Below are 15,034 nucleotides of genomic sequence, written 5' to 3' on the forward strand. Positions count from 1 at the left end.
CCGTGCCTAGCGGATGTTCGGGTCGAAGGTGAAGATCACCAGCGTGCCCAGCAGAATCGTGAACACCGTGGCGGTGTACAGCAGGCCCTTCAGCCACAGGCGCGTGTTCGCGCGCTCCGCGTAGTCGTTGATGACCGTACGCAGGCCGTTGGCGCCGTGCAGCATCGCGAGCCACAGCATCGCGAGGTCCCAGACCTGCCACCAGGGGGACGCCCAGCGGCCGGCCACGAAGGCGAAGCCGATCTTGGAGACGCCGCCGTCGAGGACGAGCTGGATGAGCAGGTGGCCGAGGACCAGGACGACCAGGACGATGCCGGACAGGCGCATGAAGAGCCAGCCGTACATCTCGAAGTTGCCGCGGGTCGACTTCGGGGTCTTCTTGGTCCGCTTGCGCGGGGCCTCGATGAGCGGCGCCGGGTTGTCGACGTCGTACGTCGAAAGCGCTCCCGCGCCTTCGACGGGGCCGATGCCGGATGCGGCGGTTTCAGTGGTGACTGTGTTGTCCGTCATTGGCTGCGTCAGCTCCCGAAGACTTCGCGGAATGCGTGACCGAGGACGGGGTAAAGGGCCCCCACCATCAGCACGACCCAGATACCGACGACGGACCAGAGCATCTGCTTCTGGTAGCGCGGGCCCTTCGACCAGAAGTCGACGGCGATGACACGCAGGCCGTTGAGCGCGTGGAAGAGGATGGCGGCGACGAGGCCGTACTCCAGCAGCGCGACGAGCGGCGTCTTGTACGTGGCTACGACCTTGTCGTAGTCCTCGGGGGATACACGGACAAGAGCGGTGTCCAGCACGTGTACGAACAGGAAGAAGAAGATGAGGACGCCGGTGACTCGATGAGCCACCCAGGACCACATTCCTTCCCGGCCGCGGTACAGCGTTCCAGCCGGCACGGAAAACCCTCCGGGAGCGGGGATTGGGGCCGCGCCGGCTTCGGTGTCGGACGGGCCCGGCCGGGTACGGTCCACCGGCCCTGGCCATCGTAGCGACGCTTTGTCGGAACGCTTACAGCGGCCCCACCGGTGTGATCAAACAGGCAACCAAACAGGCACGTACGGGCTATCGGGTCGCCCGGAATCCATGTGTTTCGACGATTCCGGGTTCTTCGCCCACGTCGGCCCCACCGCCGTCTCCGCTGCCGTCCCCGCCGCCATCTCTGTCCGTTTCGAACAGGTTTACAAGGCGAGTGAGTCGGCCCCGGGCGAGTCGCCTGAGCTCCTCGGCCGCGAGGACGCGCTCCTCCTCGGGGTCGTTGGCGAGCCGGGAGCGGATCCCGCCGAGCACCTGGTCGAGGGCCTCCTCCGGGGCGAAGTCGTCCAGGCAGATGACGAACACATGCCCGAAGCGGCTCTCGTACGCGGCGTGCGCGGCGCTCAGTGCGGTGTGGGCGGCGGAGTACGCGCCGTCCGGGAGCAGAGTGAGCGACTCGCCGGCCAGCGCCTCGGCGAGGTCGGCGGGCGTCAGGTCGTACGCCGCCTCGTCGGCCGCGGCGAGCAGCGCGTCCAGGTCCGGGTAGGGCCGGTGCTCGACCAGTCGGTGGGCCCAGCGCAGGCTGCGGCAGCAGGTGAGGAGGGCGCGTTCGACCGTGTCGGCGGGTGCGGAGTTGAACCGCTCCGGGCGGGCGGGCGGGGACGGCGCCGCGCTCTTCTGCTCGGGGAGGCGTGGGAGACGGTGCGGGGGCAGCGGGTGTCCTCGGCGGTGGGATTCACGTGACGTCCGGTGGGCGTCACGTGCGGATGTCACGTGTGGTTCGGCAGGGGAAGGAGAGAAAGTTGTGATGCTCACGCTATCGAGGAGTGTCGGGAGCTGTCCGACGGATGCCCGAATTTCACCCGGACGGGAGTGTTTCGGAACGTGTGGTGGACGGTTGGGGTGGGGAAGGGGGCCTAGGTTCACTGAGGGGATGCGAAACCTGGCTCCGTAATGGGGGGTGTAGGACCTGGCTGTACGAGCCAGCTGTGCGATCTCGGTGGCGAAGCGAGCGGCGAAGTGAGCGGCGGCGTGATGCGGAACGTGATGTGGGATGTGGCGGGGATCGGGTGTGCGGGTGCGGGTGGTAGGGGTTTTCGCCCCCTCCGCCCCTACCCGTCCCTTGTTCCTGGGGCTCCGCCCCAGACCCCGCCAAGGGGCTCCGCCCCCTGGACCCCTGCTCCTCAAACGCCGGAGGGGCTATTTCTAGCCCGTCCGGCGTTTGAGGACGAGGCCGTTCAGGCCGAAAGCGGGGGTCTGGGGGCGGCAGCCCCCAGGAACGGGACGGGAAGGGGCGGAGGGGGCGAAAAACTCCCGCCCGTCGCCGCCGTGCGGAGCGTGGCGCTGTGAGCCGCGGGCGTCGGCGTGCGCCGGTGCGGGGGAGGGGGTGGGTCGTGGTAGCCGGCGGCGGAGTCGTCGTGGCCGGGGCAGCGGCGCTCACCGTCGCGTTCTGGCCCGCCGGGGACAGTGGTGAACCGGCGGGAGCCCAGGTGCCGTCGGGCGGTACGTCGGTGAGCGCGTCCAGCGTCGTGCCGCCGGCGGCCACCAGCGCCTCACCGACGCCGACACGGACGTACCCCCTGTCCCAGACCCCCCGCACCATCCCCGCCGTACGCGAACACACCCCCGCCAGGGGCCCCGGCTGGCGCCCCGCCACCGGCGCCCGCGTGGTCGTCGCCGACGCTGACCTCGCCGACGAGGGGAGGCTGCTCGCCGGAGAGCTCAAGATGTCGTACGCGGGGGAGACGGAACCCCGGTCCGGGGACGTCGAGTTGGGCCTCGACGACGGGACCGCGGGTGTGGAGTCGTACACCCTGACCGTCAAGAACGGGCGGGTGACGATCACCGCCCCCGGTGACGCGGGCGTCTTCTACGGCACGCGCACGCTCAAGCAGGAGGTGCACGGCGGCGGCACGGCGCCCGAGGGTGTCGTACGCGACCGGCCCGCGAAGCCGCAGCGCGGGCTGATGCTGGACATCGCGCGCAAGCACTTCACGGCGGACTGGATCGAGGACCGGGTCCGGGAGCTGGGGGACCTGAAGTTCAACCAGCTCGGCCTGCACTTCTCCGACGACCAGGGCTTCCGCATCGAGTCCGACACGCACCCGGAGATCGTGTCGAAGGAGCACCTCACCAAGGCGCAGGTCCGCGAGATCCTCGACCTGGCCGCGAGCCGGCACATCACCGTCGTGCCCGAGATCGACTCGCCCGGTCACCTGGGCGCGGTCCTCGCCGCGTACCCCGACCTGCAGTTGCGCAACGCGCAGGGCGTCGTCTCGCAGGGTTCCCTCGACATCTCCCAGCAGGCGTCCGCGGACCTCGTCGACGAGCTGCTGAACGAGTACGCCGGTCTCTTCCCCGGCGCCTACTGGCACCTCGGCGGCGACGAGTACCGGGCGCTGACGGTCGCGAACCCCGCGGCCTCCTACCCGCAGCTGGCCACCGCGGCCGTGAACACCTACGGCTCGGGCGCCGGAATCGCCGACCTCGCGACCGGCTGGCTCAACGACCGCGCCGAGGTGATGCGCGGGCACGACCGGACGCTGCGCGCCTGGAACGACGGGTTCTTCCCCGGGGGCCAGGTGCAGGCCGACAGCGATCTGCAGGTGGCGTACTGGACGGGCAAGGAGATCGGTGCGCGCAAGCCCGTCGAATACCTCAGCGCGGGGCGCGAGTTGATCAACTACAACGACGAGTACCTCTACTACGTCCTCGGTGAGCCGCAGACCTTCGTCTACCCGACCGGGCAGCGCATCTACGAGCAGTGGACCCCGCTCGTGGTGCGCGGAACGACGCCGGTACCCGCGAAGTACGACGGGCAGATCCTCGGCGGGAGTTTCGCGGTGTGGTGCGATCTCGCGGGCTCGCAGACCCAGGACCAGGTGGCGGCGGGGATCAGGATGCCGTTGCGTGCGACGGTCCAGAAGCTGTGGGATCCCGGTAAACCCGCGCTGTCCTGGGCGGACTTCAAGAAGCTGGCGGACCGGCTGGGCTGAGGCGCGCTGAACGGGCGCGCGGACTCGCCGTATGCCGCGACCGGTGTCGTGCAGGTGCGCGTCCCGATCGCGGCCTCGTCGTCTGCCTCGGCTGGTTCCCGCAGGTGTGGGTCAACGCCGAGGTGTTCAACCGTTCCTGGGCAGTGGGTAGGAGTGGGTCCTGGCTCACCGGCACGCCCCGAACGGTCTTGGGCGCACTGGTCCTCCGCTTTCGCGTCCTGGGCGGCGACGCATATCCCGTATGCGGTCCGTTCCAGGTGGGCGGATTCCCTACGACCTGGCCATGTGGGTGTGGCCAGAGGCGACGGGGAGGCCCCGAACCATCTCGCTGGTGGAGCGGGGGCCCCGACTGCTGACGCCACACCCGGCGTCCCAGATCGCATCGAGCACGTTACGCACCGCCAGCCAGGCATAACCACCGGTCATCGCACCGTTCACCCAATCGTGCCCATGTTCACCAAAACGGCTTGCTTGCCCAGTAGTTGTGATCCTCTTCGGCACAGCAGGGCGCGCCTGGGTGATCTGGGGCTGGTTCGTGCCGATCGTGAACCTGTGGTTCCCCCGCCGGGTCATGCTGGACATCTGGGACGCGAGCATCCCCGTGGGCTCCCGCGGCTCGCACGGGCTGGTCAACGCCTGGTGGACGCTGTGGATCGTCTCGCTGATCGCCGACCGGGCCGGGTCCAGCTCGTATCGCAACGCCGATGCACCCCAGGAGCTCCAGGACGCCACCGGCCAGATCATGTTGGCGGACGTCATGGACATCGCGGCGGCCGTGCTCGCGATCCTCGTCGTGCTGCGGTTGACGCGGATGCAGGACGAGAAGGCGCACCAGGGCCAGGGCTTCGTACCGGCCGGGGTCTGACTCCGGGGCGGATTGCCCGATTCGGTGGCGAACTCCCGTACGCCTGTGGTGTATTCGGGCCGAGCCGAACCGAGACACCGGGGGGACCGGAATGGGCTACTGGGGGTACTACGTCGTGGGCAGGAGCGAGCAACCGCTCGCGGAGCTGGACGCGTTGGCGGGGGCGCCGGGCATGGTTCTGCATGCCATGACGCCCGACGGCTGGCAGGTGTGGGAGTACCCGAGCGGTGACGGGGACGTCGGGAGCATGAACACGCTCGCCCGGGAGACCGGGGCGCCCGCGCTGTTCGGATACGTCATGGACAGCGACTGCGTGGTCGTCGAGGCGGCCGCGCCGGAGAGCGGTGCGTGGACGACGTGCCTGGCGCGGGCCGCGATGGCCGGGTACCTGGGGACGGGTGAGGACGGGCTCACCGTCGACGACTACTTCCTGGAGCCGCCCGACGCCGCCGAACGGGCCGTCGCCTGGGCCGCGGAGGCCGGGCACACGGTGGTCGCCGAGCCGCTGCTCGACGTACTGACCGCGAATCCCGACCCGTTGGCCGAAAACCTGCTATTCAGATTCCTGGACCGGCTAGGCGTCGTCCCTCTGTGAGCTTCTGTGACACTCCTGGTCTGTCGCACGCAGTAAGGGGAAGTGCGGGCTCCGTAAGAAACAGGTGCCCTGTCCTGGTGTTCGCGGAGTTGGAGTAGTTCGAGGGAGGCGCGATGAGCCTGATGGAACTGATCGCTCAGGCCGACGAGCGTGGGCTGGCGGCGAGCGGGCTGGCTTGTTTGGACCGGTGCGTTCCCTTGCTGGGCGGCGATGACGACGATGTTCTGCGGCCCCTGTGGACGAGCCTGGTGGACGGGGAGGAGTGGGGGGAGCGGGTCGCGAAGGCACGGGCGGACCTGGGCGAGCCGGGGGATGCCGACTCCGACGTCGGCTCCCCCTCCGGTGCCTCGCCCGACGACCAAGCCGCCTTCCTCGTCCGCCGCATGCTCGCGACCGTTCCGGTCGAGTCCTCCGTCGACGCCCTGCGCGCATGGGCCGACGCCTGTTCCGCGGCGGCCCTGCGGATACACGAGCTCCTCGACATCGCCGCCGACGGCACGTCCTCGGTGGCGGCCCGCCGCGAGGGCCGTACCGACGGCATGTCACCGCTCGTCGCCGCCGAACTGCGGCGCCAGATCGCCATCCTGGAGCTGCTCGCGGAGCGAGGCGCGGGCGGGCTGCGGCTCGTCCTGGGCCAGTCGACGGAGGGGCGGCGGGTGTTGCGGGCGGTGGTGTCGCGCCGGGCGCGGGGACGGGCGTAGCAGCGCCGGCGCCTCCCTCTTCGTACCGGCCCCCGTACGTCTGTCGCCGACACCCCGCCCGTACGGCGTCCTCCGCGTCGTAAACCCGTTGCCTGCGAGAGTCCTGTGCCCGTCCTGCGGTCGCTGTGGGCGCCGTGAGGCGATCCCGCGCCGGTGTCCGGGAGTCGCTGGATCGGCGTGACGAATTTTCTTCGGAGAGCGCTCTTCCGAGTGTGAACGCAACTCGAACAACCCGGCCCCAAGCTGCGACGAAGCCCATTCGCTGGGCGGCGGACGCGGTCGCGACGATGCGTGAGGGCGCCCGGCTGCGCCTCGACTACTCCGCGCAGAGTCTGTGGCGCGTCGACCGGCTGATCGAGGAGATACGCCGGGAGGGCGCGCCGTACGCCGCCGTCGAGACCGTGCTGCGCGGCTTCGGGGCGTACGGCGGTGAGGTCGTCGCCCGGTGCACGGGGGCGGAGTGGTGGGAGACGGGCGGCGATCACTGGCTCCGTACGCCCGACGGGCGGCTGTGGGACCCGATCGACGAGGCCCGCCGCTGCTACGCGGGCGACGGGTCGCTGCGGCTGTTGTGCCGGGAGGCCACGCGCTGAGCCCGCGGCCCCAGTGACCGTGACCGTCCGCGGCGGCGGGAGCCCGCCGCCGCGGAGGCCGACGTACCTACGGTGCGATCACCTGGCCGAGGCGGGCGCCCGTCGGCGTACCCAGCGGGGTCCTGCTCAGGATCGCCGTCGTGGACAGGCCGAGACCGGTGCTGTTGCTCGGGACGTACATGAGGATGCCGTTGTTCGCGTCCTCGCCCTCGGCGCCGAGCGTGAGGTCGGCGCGGCCGTACCCGGACAGGTCGGTGAGGGAGACGGCCGAGCCCAGCTTGTCGTTGGTCTCCGTGGCGCCGGGGACGCCGGTGGTGTCCTGCGAGACGGCGACCGAGCCGGAGCCGGTGAGGCCGACGCTGGTGCCCTTGACGAGGGTCGCCGTGCCCGCGTTGGCGCGGTTGACGCCGTCGCGGGCGAGGTCCTCGCCGGGGGCGCCGGTGAGGACGTCCGCGTAGCCGTCGGCGTTGTAGTCGCCGACCGAGACCGAGGTGCCGAAGGCGTCGCCGGACTCGTCGCCGCCCGGAACGCCGGTCGTGTCCTGGTGGATGACGGTCATTCCGGTGGTGGTGAAGCCGGTCGCGGTGCCCGGGACCATGGTGACCTGGCCGCCCGCCCTGCCGCCGGACTCGGTGGCGTACGGCTGGCCGATGACGATGTCGTCGTAGCCGTTGCCGTTCACGTCGCCCGCGGCGATCGAGCGGCCGCCCCTGACGCTGATGACGGACACCTTCGTCAGGCCGGACGCGCCGCCCTTGAACCAGGTGACGCGGCCGATGCCGCCCGCGTCACGGTAGTTGAGGGCCACGTCCGCGTAGCCGTCCCGGTTGAAGTCGCCGGTCGCGGCATCGGCGTACGCGATCGCGCTCGTCGAGGTGGTGAGGGTGCCGGTCTGCGTCGCGCCGCCGGTGAGGCGGGCGTTCCAGTTGCCGCCCCTGCCGGTGCCCGCGGCGAACACGTCCGCCTTGCCGTCGGCGTTGAAGTCGGCGACCGTGACGGCCGCGCCGAGCTTGGCGCCGGCCGCTGTCACCGTCGAAGTGGCGTACGAGAAACCGGAGTTGAGGGCGGGGCCGTACATGACGGTGACCGAGCCGCGGTCCGCGTTGCCGCTGGTGTCGTCCTCGCCGGGGGAGCCGATGGCGAGGTCCGCGTAGCCGTCGCCGTTGACGTCGCCCCAGGCGGTGGCAGCGCCGAAGTTGTCACCGGTCTCGGAGCCGCCGGGGACGCCGGCGCTGTTCTGTGTGAGCGTCAGCTTCGAGGCCGTGACCGGGCCGTCGAGGCCGCCGGGGACCACGGTGACGATGCCGCCGCCTGCCGTCGGCGTACCGGCGACGAGGTCGCTGACGCCGTCGCGGTTGTAGTCGGCGGTGGCGAGGGCGTGCGAGACGCCGGGGACCTTGGCCAGGGTGGCGATCTGGGAGAGCTTCTTGTAGAGGTTGGCGCCGGGGCAGGCCGTGGCGTTGGTGTCACGGTGACCGAAGACGCGCGGCAGCGTGACCGACTGCCCCTTCGCGATCTTGTTGCCGTCGACCCCGGCGTCGACGCCGGACGTCAGCGTCACCTTGCCGGTCGGGTCGATGCCGTACATCCCGAACTTCCAGGCGACGATCCGGGCGATGGCGTCGAGCCCTGCCCGGCTCGGCTGGGCGCTCTCGTAGTTGCCGAGGTAGGAGATGCCGACCGTGTTCGTGTTGAAGCCGACGTCGTGCGCCCCGACCACGGGCAGGTCCATGCCGCCGCTGCGGCCCTCGAAGATCTGGCCGCACCTGTCGACGAGGAAGTTGTAGCCGATGTCGTAGTAGCCGCGGGAGAAGTGCTCCTGCTGGATGGTGCGCAGGCGGGCGCGGGACTGCGCGCAGGAGAGTTTGTTGTCGCTGTCCACGCCGGTGTGGTGGATGACGGCTGCCTTGATCTCGGTGCCGTAGGAGGGGGTGCCGTCGTAGGCGGTGGAGGCGCCCCACTGGGACTGGGTGATGATCGGGGGCTTGACGACCGTTGAGGGGCGGGGGGCCGGGACGGTGTCGGTTGGGGTGGGGGTGGGCGTGGGAGACGGCGTGGGGGAGATGGTGTCCGTCGGGGTCGGCGTCACCGTGTCCGTCGGGGTCGGCGGGGTCGTCGAGTCCGTGGGCGCAGCCGTACCCGTACCCGTACCCGTGTCCGTGGGTGTCGCCGAGTCGCTCGCCGCGGGTGTGGTCTCCTCCGCCGGGTAGGCGTACGCGGCGGGCTCGGCCTGCGCCGTGGAGGCGCCCGTCGGACCGGTGCCCGGATCCGTACCCGGGTCGAGGAGCCGCACGTCCATCCCGGCCGGCTGCCCCTTCGCCTCGGTGCCGTCCGCGCCGACCACCCGCACCTCGACGCCGTCCGCGTCGCCGGTCCACAGGGACGCGGTGCCGCCGCGTGTCCCGGCGTCCTCGGCCTCCTTGCCGTCTGCCGAGAACGGGTCGTCCGGCAGCTGCTGCCAGCCCGACCAGGTGCCGCTCTCCCGCTCGCGGTAACGCACCTCGGGCGTGCCCTTCGGCTCCGCTCCCGGGTCGCTCCAGGTGAGCATCACCGCGCTGAACCGGCTGGTGCCCTGCTTGTCCAGACCCTTGCGGCCGGCGCCCTCGTCCTTGAGCTTCACGGCGTGCACGGCGGGCTCGCGGGAACCGGCGGCCTTGTCGTCGTCGGGCGCCGACGGATTCGCCGCGGCGTACGTGACGATTCCCGCCCCTCCCAGTACGACCGCTCCTATCGTCAGCCATGCTCTCCGCTTCAGACTCAGCGGCTTGTACGCATGGGTCGTCCTGCGACTCAACTGCCCCACCCCTAGAAAACGTCAACAACGGTCGACGACCCTGAGCAGGGCCACGACAAGCCCACCCGTCACAGGGGTGGCCCGCTTACCCAGCGCACAGAGATCGCAAAGCGTCACCACAGGACCGCGCCGGGGTGGTGTCGACGGCCAGGTGGTTTCAGTCGTGTCGGTGAGAGCTAGTTCCTCAGGTCGATCATGCGGACCGGCTGCCCTGTCGTCCGGGCGATCGTCTCGAAGTCCCGGTCGTAGTGCAGGAGGGTGAGGCCGGCCTCTTCGGCGACCGCGGCGACCAGGAGGTCGATGGCCCCGGCGCTGCGGTGCTCGCCCTTGGTGGTGAGTTGTTGCTGGACGACGCGGGCTCGCCGGTAGATGCCGTCGGGCATGGGGCACCAGGCGAACTGGTTCAGCCTGTCCCGGATGACCTCACGGTCTTCGGCAGAGCGAGCGGAGTACAGCACCTCAAGTTCACTGATGTCGCACAGCGCGACCAGCCCGCCGCCAACGCGGCGCTCCCATTCCTCGGATGCCTGGCGCAGCAGGATTCGTGCCAACGCCGAGGTGTCGATGAGATAGTCCGGGACGGTCACTCGCTGTTTCCCCCTCGGTAATTGCGCTTGTCGAGGAGGAGTTTGACGTCAAGGGCGCCTTCTGCCGCGAGGTCCTGCAACTCGTGCAAGGCGCGCAGGCGACGGTTGCGAGCGACGATCTCCCGCAACGCGGTGTTGATCGTGTCGCGCTTCGTCGCTGTGCCGAGCTCTATGGCGGCTGCTTCCAGGGCTTCGTCGTCGAGGTCGATGACGGTGCGGCTCATGAGCGCCTCCTTGTGATATACGGCTTCGTATATCAATATACATGATCCGCTGTACATTCGCTGGCCATGTGTGACGTTCGACGCCCGCGTTCCGCTTGGACAGGTGGACCGGTGCGTGACCACGCCCCGGGTGTAGGGGGATGAGGGGGGCGGGGCTCGTGGCGGAGCGGACGTCGGTCGATGTGTGGATGCGGCAGCATGCGGCGCAGTTCGTGCGGCAGGTCACGGCGCGGAACCGTGTGCCGCTGGACTACTCGGTGAACAGTCTGCGGGTCGTCGACTTCATCGTGGACGGGTTGCGGAAGGGGGAGCCCGAGCGCGGCAGGGTCGAGCATGTGCTGTTCGGGCTCGGTGCGTACACGGGCGAGGTGCTGGTGCGGCGGGCCGGGGCGCGATGGGTCGAATTCGACGCCGGGCAGCGGGAGTTGTTCGGGCAGCCCGTCGGGGTGCGGATGTCCGACGGGCGGGTGTGGAACCCGCTCGGCAAGGTCGTGAAGCGGTTCGAGGCTGGGGAGCTGGAATCCGTACGGACCTTGTATCTGCAACTGCACGGGCGGACGTCCCGGCAGATCGCCTGAGGTGCGGGAGGGGTGGAAGAGGCAGATAGCGTGGAAGGGGTGGCTGATGTGCTGTGACATTTATGTGGGGGCCGACGCTGATGACCATGGGGGCGTCGACACGGTCCGACTGTGTCGAACGGCGTGAAATTCGGACGAATTCGGTACGAACGAGGACAGTGTTGGGCCAGCGAGGGGAACCCCGCCGCGCGCAGGCGTACGACGGGGAACTGGGCGTCGCCGTCGCGCGGGCGCAGGACGGTGACGAGGCTGCCTTCGCGGTCGCGTACCGGCTTGTGCAGCCCGGACTGCTCGGGTATCTGCGGGGGATCGTCGGTGACGACGCGGAGGATGTCGCGTCCGACGCCTGGCTGGAGATCGCCCGGGATCTGGGCCGGTTCAAGGGGGACGGCGCCGGCTTCCGCGGCTGGACCGCGACCATCGCCCGGCACCGCGCGCTCGACCATCTGCGACGCCTGAAGGTGCGGCCGCGGGCGACCACGCTCGAACAGGACGTACTGGAGCTGCCGGGTACCCACAGCACCGACGGCCAGGCGCTGGAGGCCCTGTCCACCCAGGACGCCCTGGAACTGGTCGCCCGGTTGCCCCGCGACCAGGCCGAGGCCGTACTGCTGCGGGTGGTCGTCGGCCTGGACGGACCCGCCGCCGCACGCGTCCTCGGCAAGCGCCCGGGCGCCGTACGCACCGCCGCCCACCGCGGCCTGAAGCGCCTCGCGCGCCAACTCGGCGTCGAGGGTGTGACGGATGAGGAACCCCGGACGCTGGGGGAGTCGGGATGAGCGGCAGGGAGCGGGCGGGCAGGTCGAGCCGGCCGAGTGGGTCGGTCAATTCGAGTACGTCGGGCAGCTTCAGGGATGGATCCGGACATGGGTGAGCGAGAGAGCGGTGGCGGTACGCCCGACCGTCGGGTCGCGCGCCCGACAGGCGATGAGCCTGCCTTCGTGGCACCACCTGCGAACGACGACCCTGCACTCCTGAAACCGCTTGCGGGCGACGCCCCCGCCGGCGAGGACCGCACCGCCGAGGAGCTGCTCGCCGCCGCCCTGCGCGGGCGTGTGGTGAGTGACGCCGGCGCGGAGGCGCGGGCCGTCGCCGCGTTCCGCGCCGCGCGCGACGCGGGCGAGCACGCCGTGCGACCCGCGCGCTCCCGGCGGCGCGACGACTGGCGTCCGCGGGAGCAGCGGAAGGTGGGCCGCTCGCTGCGGACCACGCTCGCCGTGCTGTTCGCGAGCCTGACCCTGGGCGGGGTCGCCGTCGCGGGCATCGGTTCGGTGTCGGACGACGGGGATGCGGGCCAGGACGGGACCCGGCCGTCGAGCAGCGCCGCCCCTGAGCGGTCCGAGTCAGGACCCGCGAACCCGACGCCGCCCGGCTCCGGGCAGGCCGCACCGTCCGGCCGCCCGTCCCAGGCGCAGGACACGGAGGCCCACTGTCGCGCGTACGACGCGGTCAAGGGCCGGGGCCAGGCGCTGAGTTCGACGGCCTGGCAGCGGCTGATCGACGCCGCGGGCGGCGAGGACAACGTCGAGTCGTACTGCGCCGGGCAGTTGGACGACGCGGCCACCAGGGCTCCAGGCAAGGCGGACAACACGCCCAAGGCAACGCCGAAACCCAAGAAGTCCAAGAGCAAGGGCTGAGGGATCAGGACCGGGACGAGGGCAAGAAGTAGACCCGGTCCCGACATGTCCAGGGGAAAGCGGCAGGTCCCGCCCTCGCCGATGGCAACGGCCGGGGCCGCCACCCCCCACAGGAGAGGCCCCGGCCGTCGCGCGGCACGGGCCGCGCGGCGGCCCGTACTTCCTACAGCGCCGCGACTGCGCTTTCTGTCACACCTCGCTCCGTCACCACGTAGTTGCACGTTGTACGAACATGGACGCCAAGCGGTTTCACGCCGTAACGTGCAATTCGCGCCGGGGTGCGGAGGGTAGACAGCCGCAACCACGAGGGGCCTTAAGACCGCAACCATCAATTGAGCAACCCCGATGGCGAGCAACCCGGTCCGCGAGAGCGGCGCCGGTTTAGGCGCAAAGGGAGTGCGGTGCTGGGGGACGACGCGGAGCTGACTGCCGCGGTGCTTGCGGCACAGGACGGGGACGAGACCGCGTTCCGGACTGTGTACCGCGCGGTGCACCCACGGCTGCTCGGGTACGTACGGACGCTGGTCGGCGACCCGGACGCGGAGGACGTCACGTCCGAGGCCTGGCTGCAGATCGCCCGTGACCTGGAGCGGTTCAGCGGGGACGCCGACCGCTTCCGCGGCTGGGCCGCCCGCATCGCCCGCAACCGCGCCCTCGACCACATACGGATGCGCGGGCGCCGCCCCGCCATAGGCGGCGACGAGACGGAACTGACCGGCAAGGCCGCCGAGTCCGACACCGCGGGCGAGGCCATCGAGGCCCTGGCCACCAACAGCACCCTCTCGCTCATCTCCCAGCTCCCGCAGGACCAGGCGGAGGCCGTCGTGCTGCGCGTCGTCGTCGGCCTCGACGCCAAGACCGCGGCCGAGACGCTCGGCAAGCGCCCCGGCGCGGTGCGCACAGCGGCGCACCGGGGTCTGAAACGGCTCGCGGAGTTGCTCGGCGACGATCCGGAATCCGCCGGCGCACTCGGCGCCGTACCCCCACAAAGAGAACCGCGTACGCGCGCGGTGACGTCCGCCGGTGTGACGCATACGCGTTCGCGGACGCAGAAGGACATGTGATGGCCGACGAGCGCTGTGTCTTCCCGGGTGACAACCCACGGCCCCCGGGCCGGTGGCTGGACCGCGACGCCGCCGAGCGTCTGCTGCGCGGAGAACCCCTGGAAGCCGTCGACGCCGAGGCCCGGAACCAGGTGGACCAGCTCGCCGGGGCACTCGCCGCGCTGGCCGCCGAACCCGTGCTCAGCAGCGACGAACTCCCCGGTGAGGCCGCCGCGTTGGCCGCGTTCCGCAAGGTGCGCGCGGACCGGCACGGCGAGGTGGAACAGCTCGCCCCGCGTGGTCGTACGCACCCCGTCTCCCGTATCACCTCCCACCCCTCCGACGCCGGTCTCGTACGTCTGGGACGTCCCGACTCCGGTGGTCGCCGGGCCCGTTGGGGCCGCCCCACGCGCCTCGGTCTCGCCGCCGCGCTGGCCGCCGGGATGATCGGCGGGGTCGCCGTCGCGGCCGGAACCGGAATGCTGCCGACTCCGTTCGGTGAGGACAAGCCCGGCCCCGCCGCCTCGGTCACGGCCGCGGCGACGCCGGAGCGCCCGGTCGCCTCGCCGTCGCCGGGCGCCCCGGACGACGGCGACTCCCAGGTCCCGGCGCCCGGCGGCACCACGGAAGGCCCGTCCGTCGACGGCTCCTCGAAGGACGAGGCGGGCGGCGGTGCCACGAGCGGGCAGCAGGGCTCGGACGCGGCGGGGGAGTCCGGCCGTACCGGCGAGTGGTGGAGGCAGACACGCTCGTCCTGCCAAGACGTCCTCGACGGCAAGGACCTGGACGCCGGCCGCAAGAGCGTCCTGGAGGACGCCGCCGGCGGAAACGGCCGGTTGAAGACGTACTGCAACGGAATCCTGGACCGGACGGACACCGGCGACGACGGCCGCGACGACGCCAAGGACTCGGCCGGGAACACGAGCTCGGGCGCGGACACCCGCTCCGACCAGGACTCCGACCCGGAGGACGGGGGTGGTGACGACGACGGAAACCACATATTCCCGCTGCTCCCCGTACTCCCGGGCACGGGCGACAGCGACGACGGCCGTGACGACGACGGGCGCAACGACGATCGCGGCCACGACACTCAAAGCAGCGATGACCTCGGTGGCGGAGACCTTGGCGCCGGCGCCTCTGACAACGATGGCACCGACAAAACCGACCTCGGCAACGACAACGTCGGCAACGACGGAATCCTCACCCCGCCGTCGTCCCCCTCCGCGTCCCAGTCCCCATCGCCCTCGTCGTCCTCCCCCTCCACCCTGGCCCGGCTCCTCCCGACCCCGGCAAACATCACCTGACCTGCGATTTCGTGTTCCCCTGAATTTTCTTCGGCCCCAGGTGTGACATTTTCAGCCGCCGTGGCGCAGTAGTGGGTGAGCCGACTGGTCATCGGCCGTCGCACTGAGCCGGGGTTCCCCCCGTACCCATGGCTCGGTGCAC

At 70.8% G+C, this 15,034-nt stretch carries 16 protein-coding genes; 10 read left to right on the top strand and 6 right to left on the bottom strand.

Annotated elements, in window-relative coordinates; all coding sequences use genetic code 11:
* Nucleotides 1–6 precede the first annotated feature (6 nt).
* From OG219_RS29980 to OG219_RS29990, 3 genes are all read right to left on the bottom strand, one after another.
* A complete protein-coding gene (locus tag OG219_RS29980; RefSeq protein ID WP_266831654.1) occupies nucleotides 7–510 on the bottom strand; it encodes a succinate dehydrogenase hydrophobic membrane anchor subunit in 504 nt (167 codons plus the stop codon).
* An 8-nt stretch (nucleotides 511–518) separates the two neighbouring features.
* Entirely contained in the window at nucleotides 519–899 is a 381-nt protein-coding gene (gene sdhC / locus OG219_RS29985; RefSeq protein WP_266455538.1) for a succinate dehydrogenase, cytochrome b556 subunit, read from the bottom strand.
* A gap of 166 nt (nucleotides 900–1,065) precedes the next feature.
* Nucleotides 1,066–1,689, bottom strand: coding sequence for a 2-oxo-4-hydroxy-4-carboxy-5-ureidoimidazoline decarboxylase (locus OG219_RS29990; protein WP_266836277.1), 624 nt, complete (start codon nucleotides 1,687–1,689; stop codon nucleotides 1,066–1,068).
* 704 nt (nucleotides 1,690–2,393) lie between these two features.
* Between OG219_RS29990 and OG219_RS29995 the strand changes: the two genes are divergently transcribed.
* The 5 genes from OG219_RS29995 (at nucleotide 2,394) to OG219_RS30015 (ending at nucleotide 6,725) form a co-directional block, all read left to right on the top strand.
* Nucleotides 2,394–3,971 carry a glycoside hydrolase family 20 protein gene (locus tag OG219_RS29995; protein ID WP_266831657.1) on the top strand — a complete coding sequence of 526 codons (1,578 nt, stop codon included), beginning with the start codon at nucleotides 2,394–2,396 and terminating at the stop codon, nucleotides 3,969–3,971.
* A 484-nt stretch (nucleotides 3,972–4,455) separates the two neighbouring features.
* Complete coding sequence (locus OG219_RS30000) at nucleotides 4,456–4,836, top strand: DUF4328 domain-containing protein (protein ID WP_266831659.1); 381 nt, start codon at nucleotides 4,456–4,458, stop codon at nucleotides 4,834–4,836.
* A gap of 91 nt (nucleotides 4,837–4,927) precedes the next feature.
* Entirely contained in the window at nucleotides 4,928–5,431 is a 504-nt protein-coding gene (locus OG219_RS30005) for a hypothetical protein (RefSeq protein ID WP_266831661.1), read from the top strand.
* A gap of 113 nt (nucleotides 5,432–5,544) precedes the next feature.
* Nucleotides 5,545–6,132 carry a hypothetical protein gene (locus OG219_RS30010; protein ID WP_266831663.1) on the top strand — a complete coding sequence of 196 codons (588 nt, stop codon included), beginning with the start codon at nucleotides 5,545–5,547 and terminating at the stop codon, nucleotides 6,130–6,132.
* Nucleotides 6,133–6,344: 212 nt separating this feature from the next.
* Entirely contained in the window at nucleotides 6,345–6,725 is a 381-nt protein-coding gene (locus OG219_RS30015; RefSeq protein WP_266831665.1) for a hypothetical protein, read from the top strand.
* A gap of 67 nt (nucleotides 6,726–6,792) precedes the next feature.
* On the opposite strand, the gene OG219_RS30020 is transcribed toward OG219_RS30015, so the two are convergent.
* From OG219_RS30020 to OG219_RS30030, 3 genes are all read right to left on the bottom strand, one after another.
* Nucleotides 6,793–9,519 carry an FG-GAP-like repeat-containing protein gene (locus OG219_RS30020; protein WP_266831666.1) on the bottom strand — a complete coding sequence of 909 codons (2,727 nt, stop codon included), beginning with the start codon at nucleotides 9,517–9,519 and terminating at the stop codon, nucleotides 6,793–6,795.
* A 176-nt stretch (nucleotides 9,520–9,695) separates the two neighbouring features.
* Nucleotides 9,696–10,106 (bottom strand): PIN domain nuclease, encoded by a 411-nt coding sequence (locus tag OG219_RS30025; protein WP_266831667.1) that lies wholly within the window; start codon nucleotides 10,104–10,106, stop codon nucleotides 9,696–9,698.
* The gene (locus OG219_RS30030) at nucleotides 10,103–10,330 is read right to left on the bottom strand and encodes a type II toxin-antitoxin system VapB family antitoxin (RefSeq protein ID WP_266831668.1); all 228 of its coding nucleotides are present in this window, start codon (nucleotides 10,328–10,330) and stop codon (nucleotides 10,103–10,105) included. The genes OG219_RS30025 and OG219_RS30030 overlap by 4 nt, the downstream gene beginning before the upstream one ends.
* Before the next feature lie 188 nt (nucleotides 10,331–10,518).
* Here OG219_RS30030 and OG219_RS30035 point away from each other — a divergent pair, with 188 nt between their 5' ends.
* The 5 genes from OG219_RS30035 to OG219_RS30055 all read left to right on the top strand — a co-directional run bounded on the left by OG219_RS30035 (nucleotide 10,519) and on the right by OG219_RS30055 (nucleotide 14,892).
* Complete coding sequence (locus OG219_RS30035) at nucleotides 10,519–10,908, top strand: hypothetical protein (RefSeq protein ID WP_266836278.1); 390 nt, start codon at nucleotides 10,519–10,521, stop codon at nucleotides 10,906–10,908.
* Nucleotides 10,909–11,069: 161 nt separating this feature from the next.
* Nucleotides 11,070–11,687 carry an RNA polymerase sigma factor gene (locus OG219_RS30040; RefSeq protein WP_266831670.1) on the top strand — a complete coding sequence of 206 codons (618 nt, stop codon included), beginning with the start codon at nucleotides 11,070–11,072 and terminating at the stop codon, nucleotides 11,685–11,687.
* A gap of 162 nt (nucleotides 11,688–11,849) precedes the next feature.
* On the top strand, nucleotides 11,850–12,545 hold the full coding sequence (locus tag OG219_RS30045; RefSeq protein WP_266831672.1) for a hypothetical protein: 696 nt from the start codon (nucleotides 11,850–11,852) through the stop codon (nucleotides 12,543–12,545).
* 401 nt (nucleotides 12,546–12,946) lie between these two features.
* A complete protein-coding gene (locus OG219_RS30050) occupies nucleotides 12,947–13,609 on the top strand; it encodes an RNA polymerase sigma factor (RefSeq protein WP_266831674.1) in 663 nt (220 codons plus the stop codon).
* A complete protein-coding gene (locus tag OG219_RS30055; RefSeq protein ID WP_266831676.1) occupies nucleotides 13,609–14,892 on the top strand; it encodes a hypothetical protein in 1,284 nt (427 codons plus the stop codon). The genes OG219_RS30050 and OG219_RS30055 overlap by 1 nt, the downstream gene beginning before the upstream one ends.
* Nucleotides 14,893–15,034 lie beyond the last annotated feature (142 nt).

Source organism: Streptomyces sp. NBC_00038 (assembly GCF_026343635.1).
GTDB lineage: Bacteria > Actinomycetota > Actinomycetes > Streptomycetales > Streptomycetaceae > Streptomyces.

Coding starts and splice junctions, on each gene's coding strand:
- OG219_RS30035 (WP_266836278.1), top strand. CDS start 10,519: ATGCGGCAGCATGCGGCGCAGTTCGTGCGGCAGGTCACGGCGCGGAAC.
- OG219_RS30010 (WP_266831663.1), top strand. CDS start 5,545: ATGAGCCTGATGGAACTGATCGCTCAGGCCGACGAGCGTGGGCTGGCG.
- OG219_RS29980 (WP_266831654.1), bottom strand. CDS start 510: ATGACGGACAACACAGTCACCACTGAAACCGCCGCATCCGGCATCGGC.
- OG219_RS30055 (WP_266831676.1), top strand. CDS start 13,609: ATGGCCGACGAGCGCTGTGTCTTCCCGGGTGACAACCCACGGCCCCCG.
- OG219_RS30005 (WP_266831661.1), top strand. CDS start 4,928: ATGGGCTACTGGGGGTACTACGTCGTGGGCAGGAGCGAGCAACCGCTC.
- OG219_RS30030 (WP_266831668.1), bottom strand. CDS start 10,330: ATGAGCCGCACCGTCATCGACCTCGACGACGAAGCCCTGGAAGCAGCC.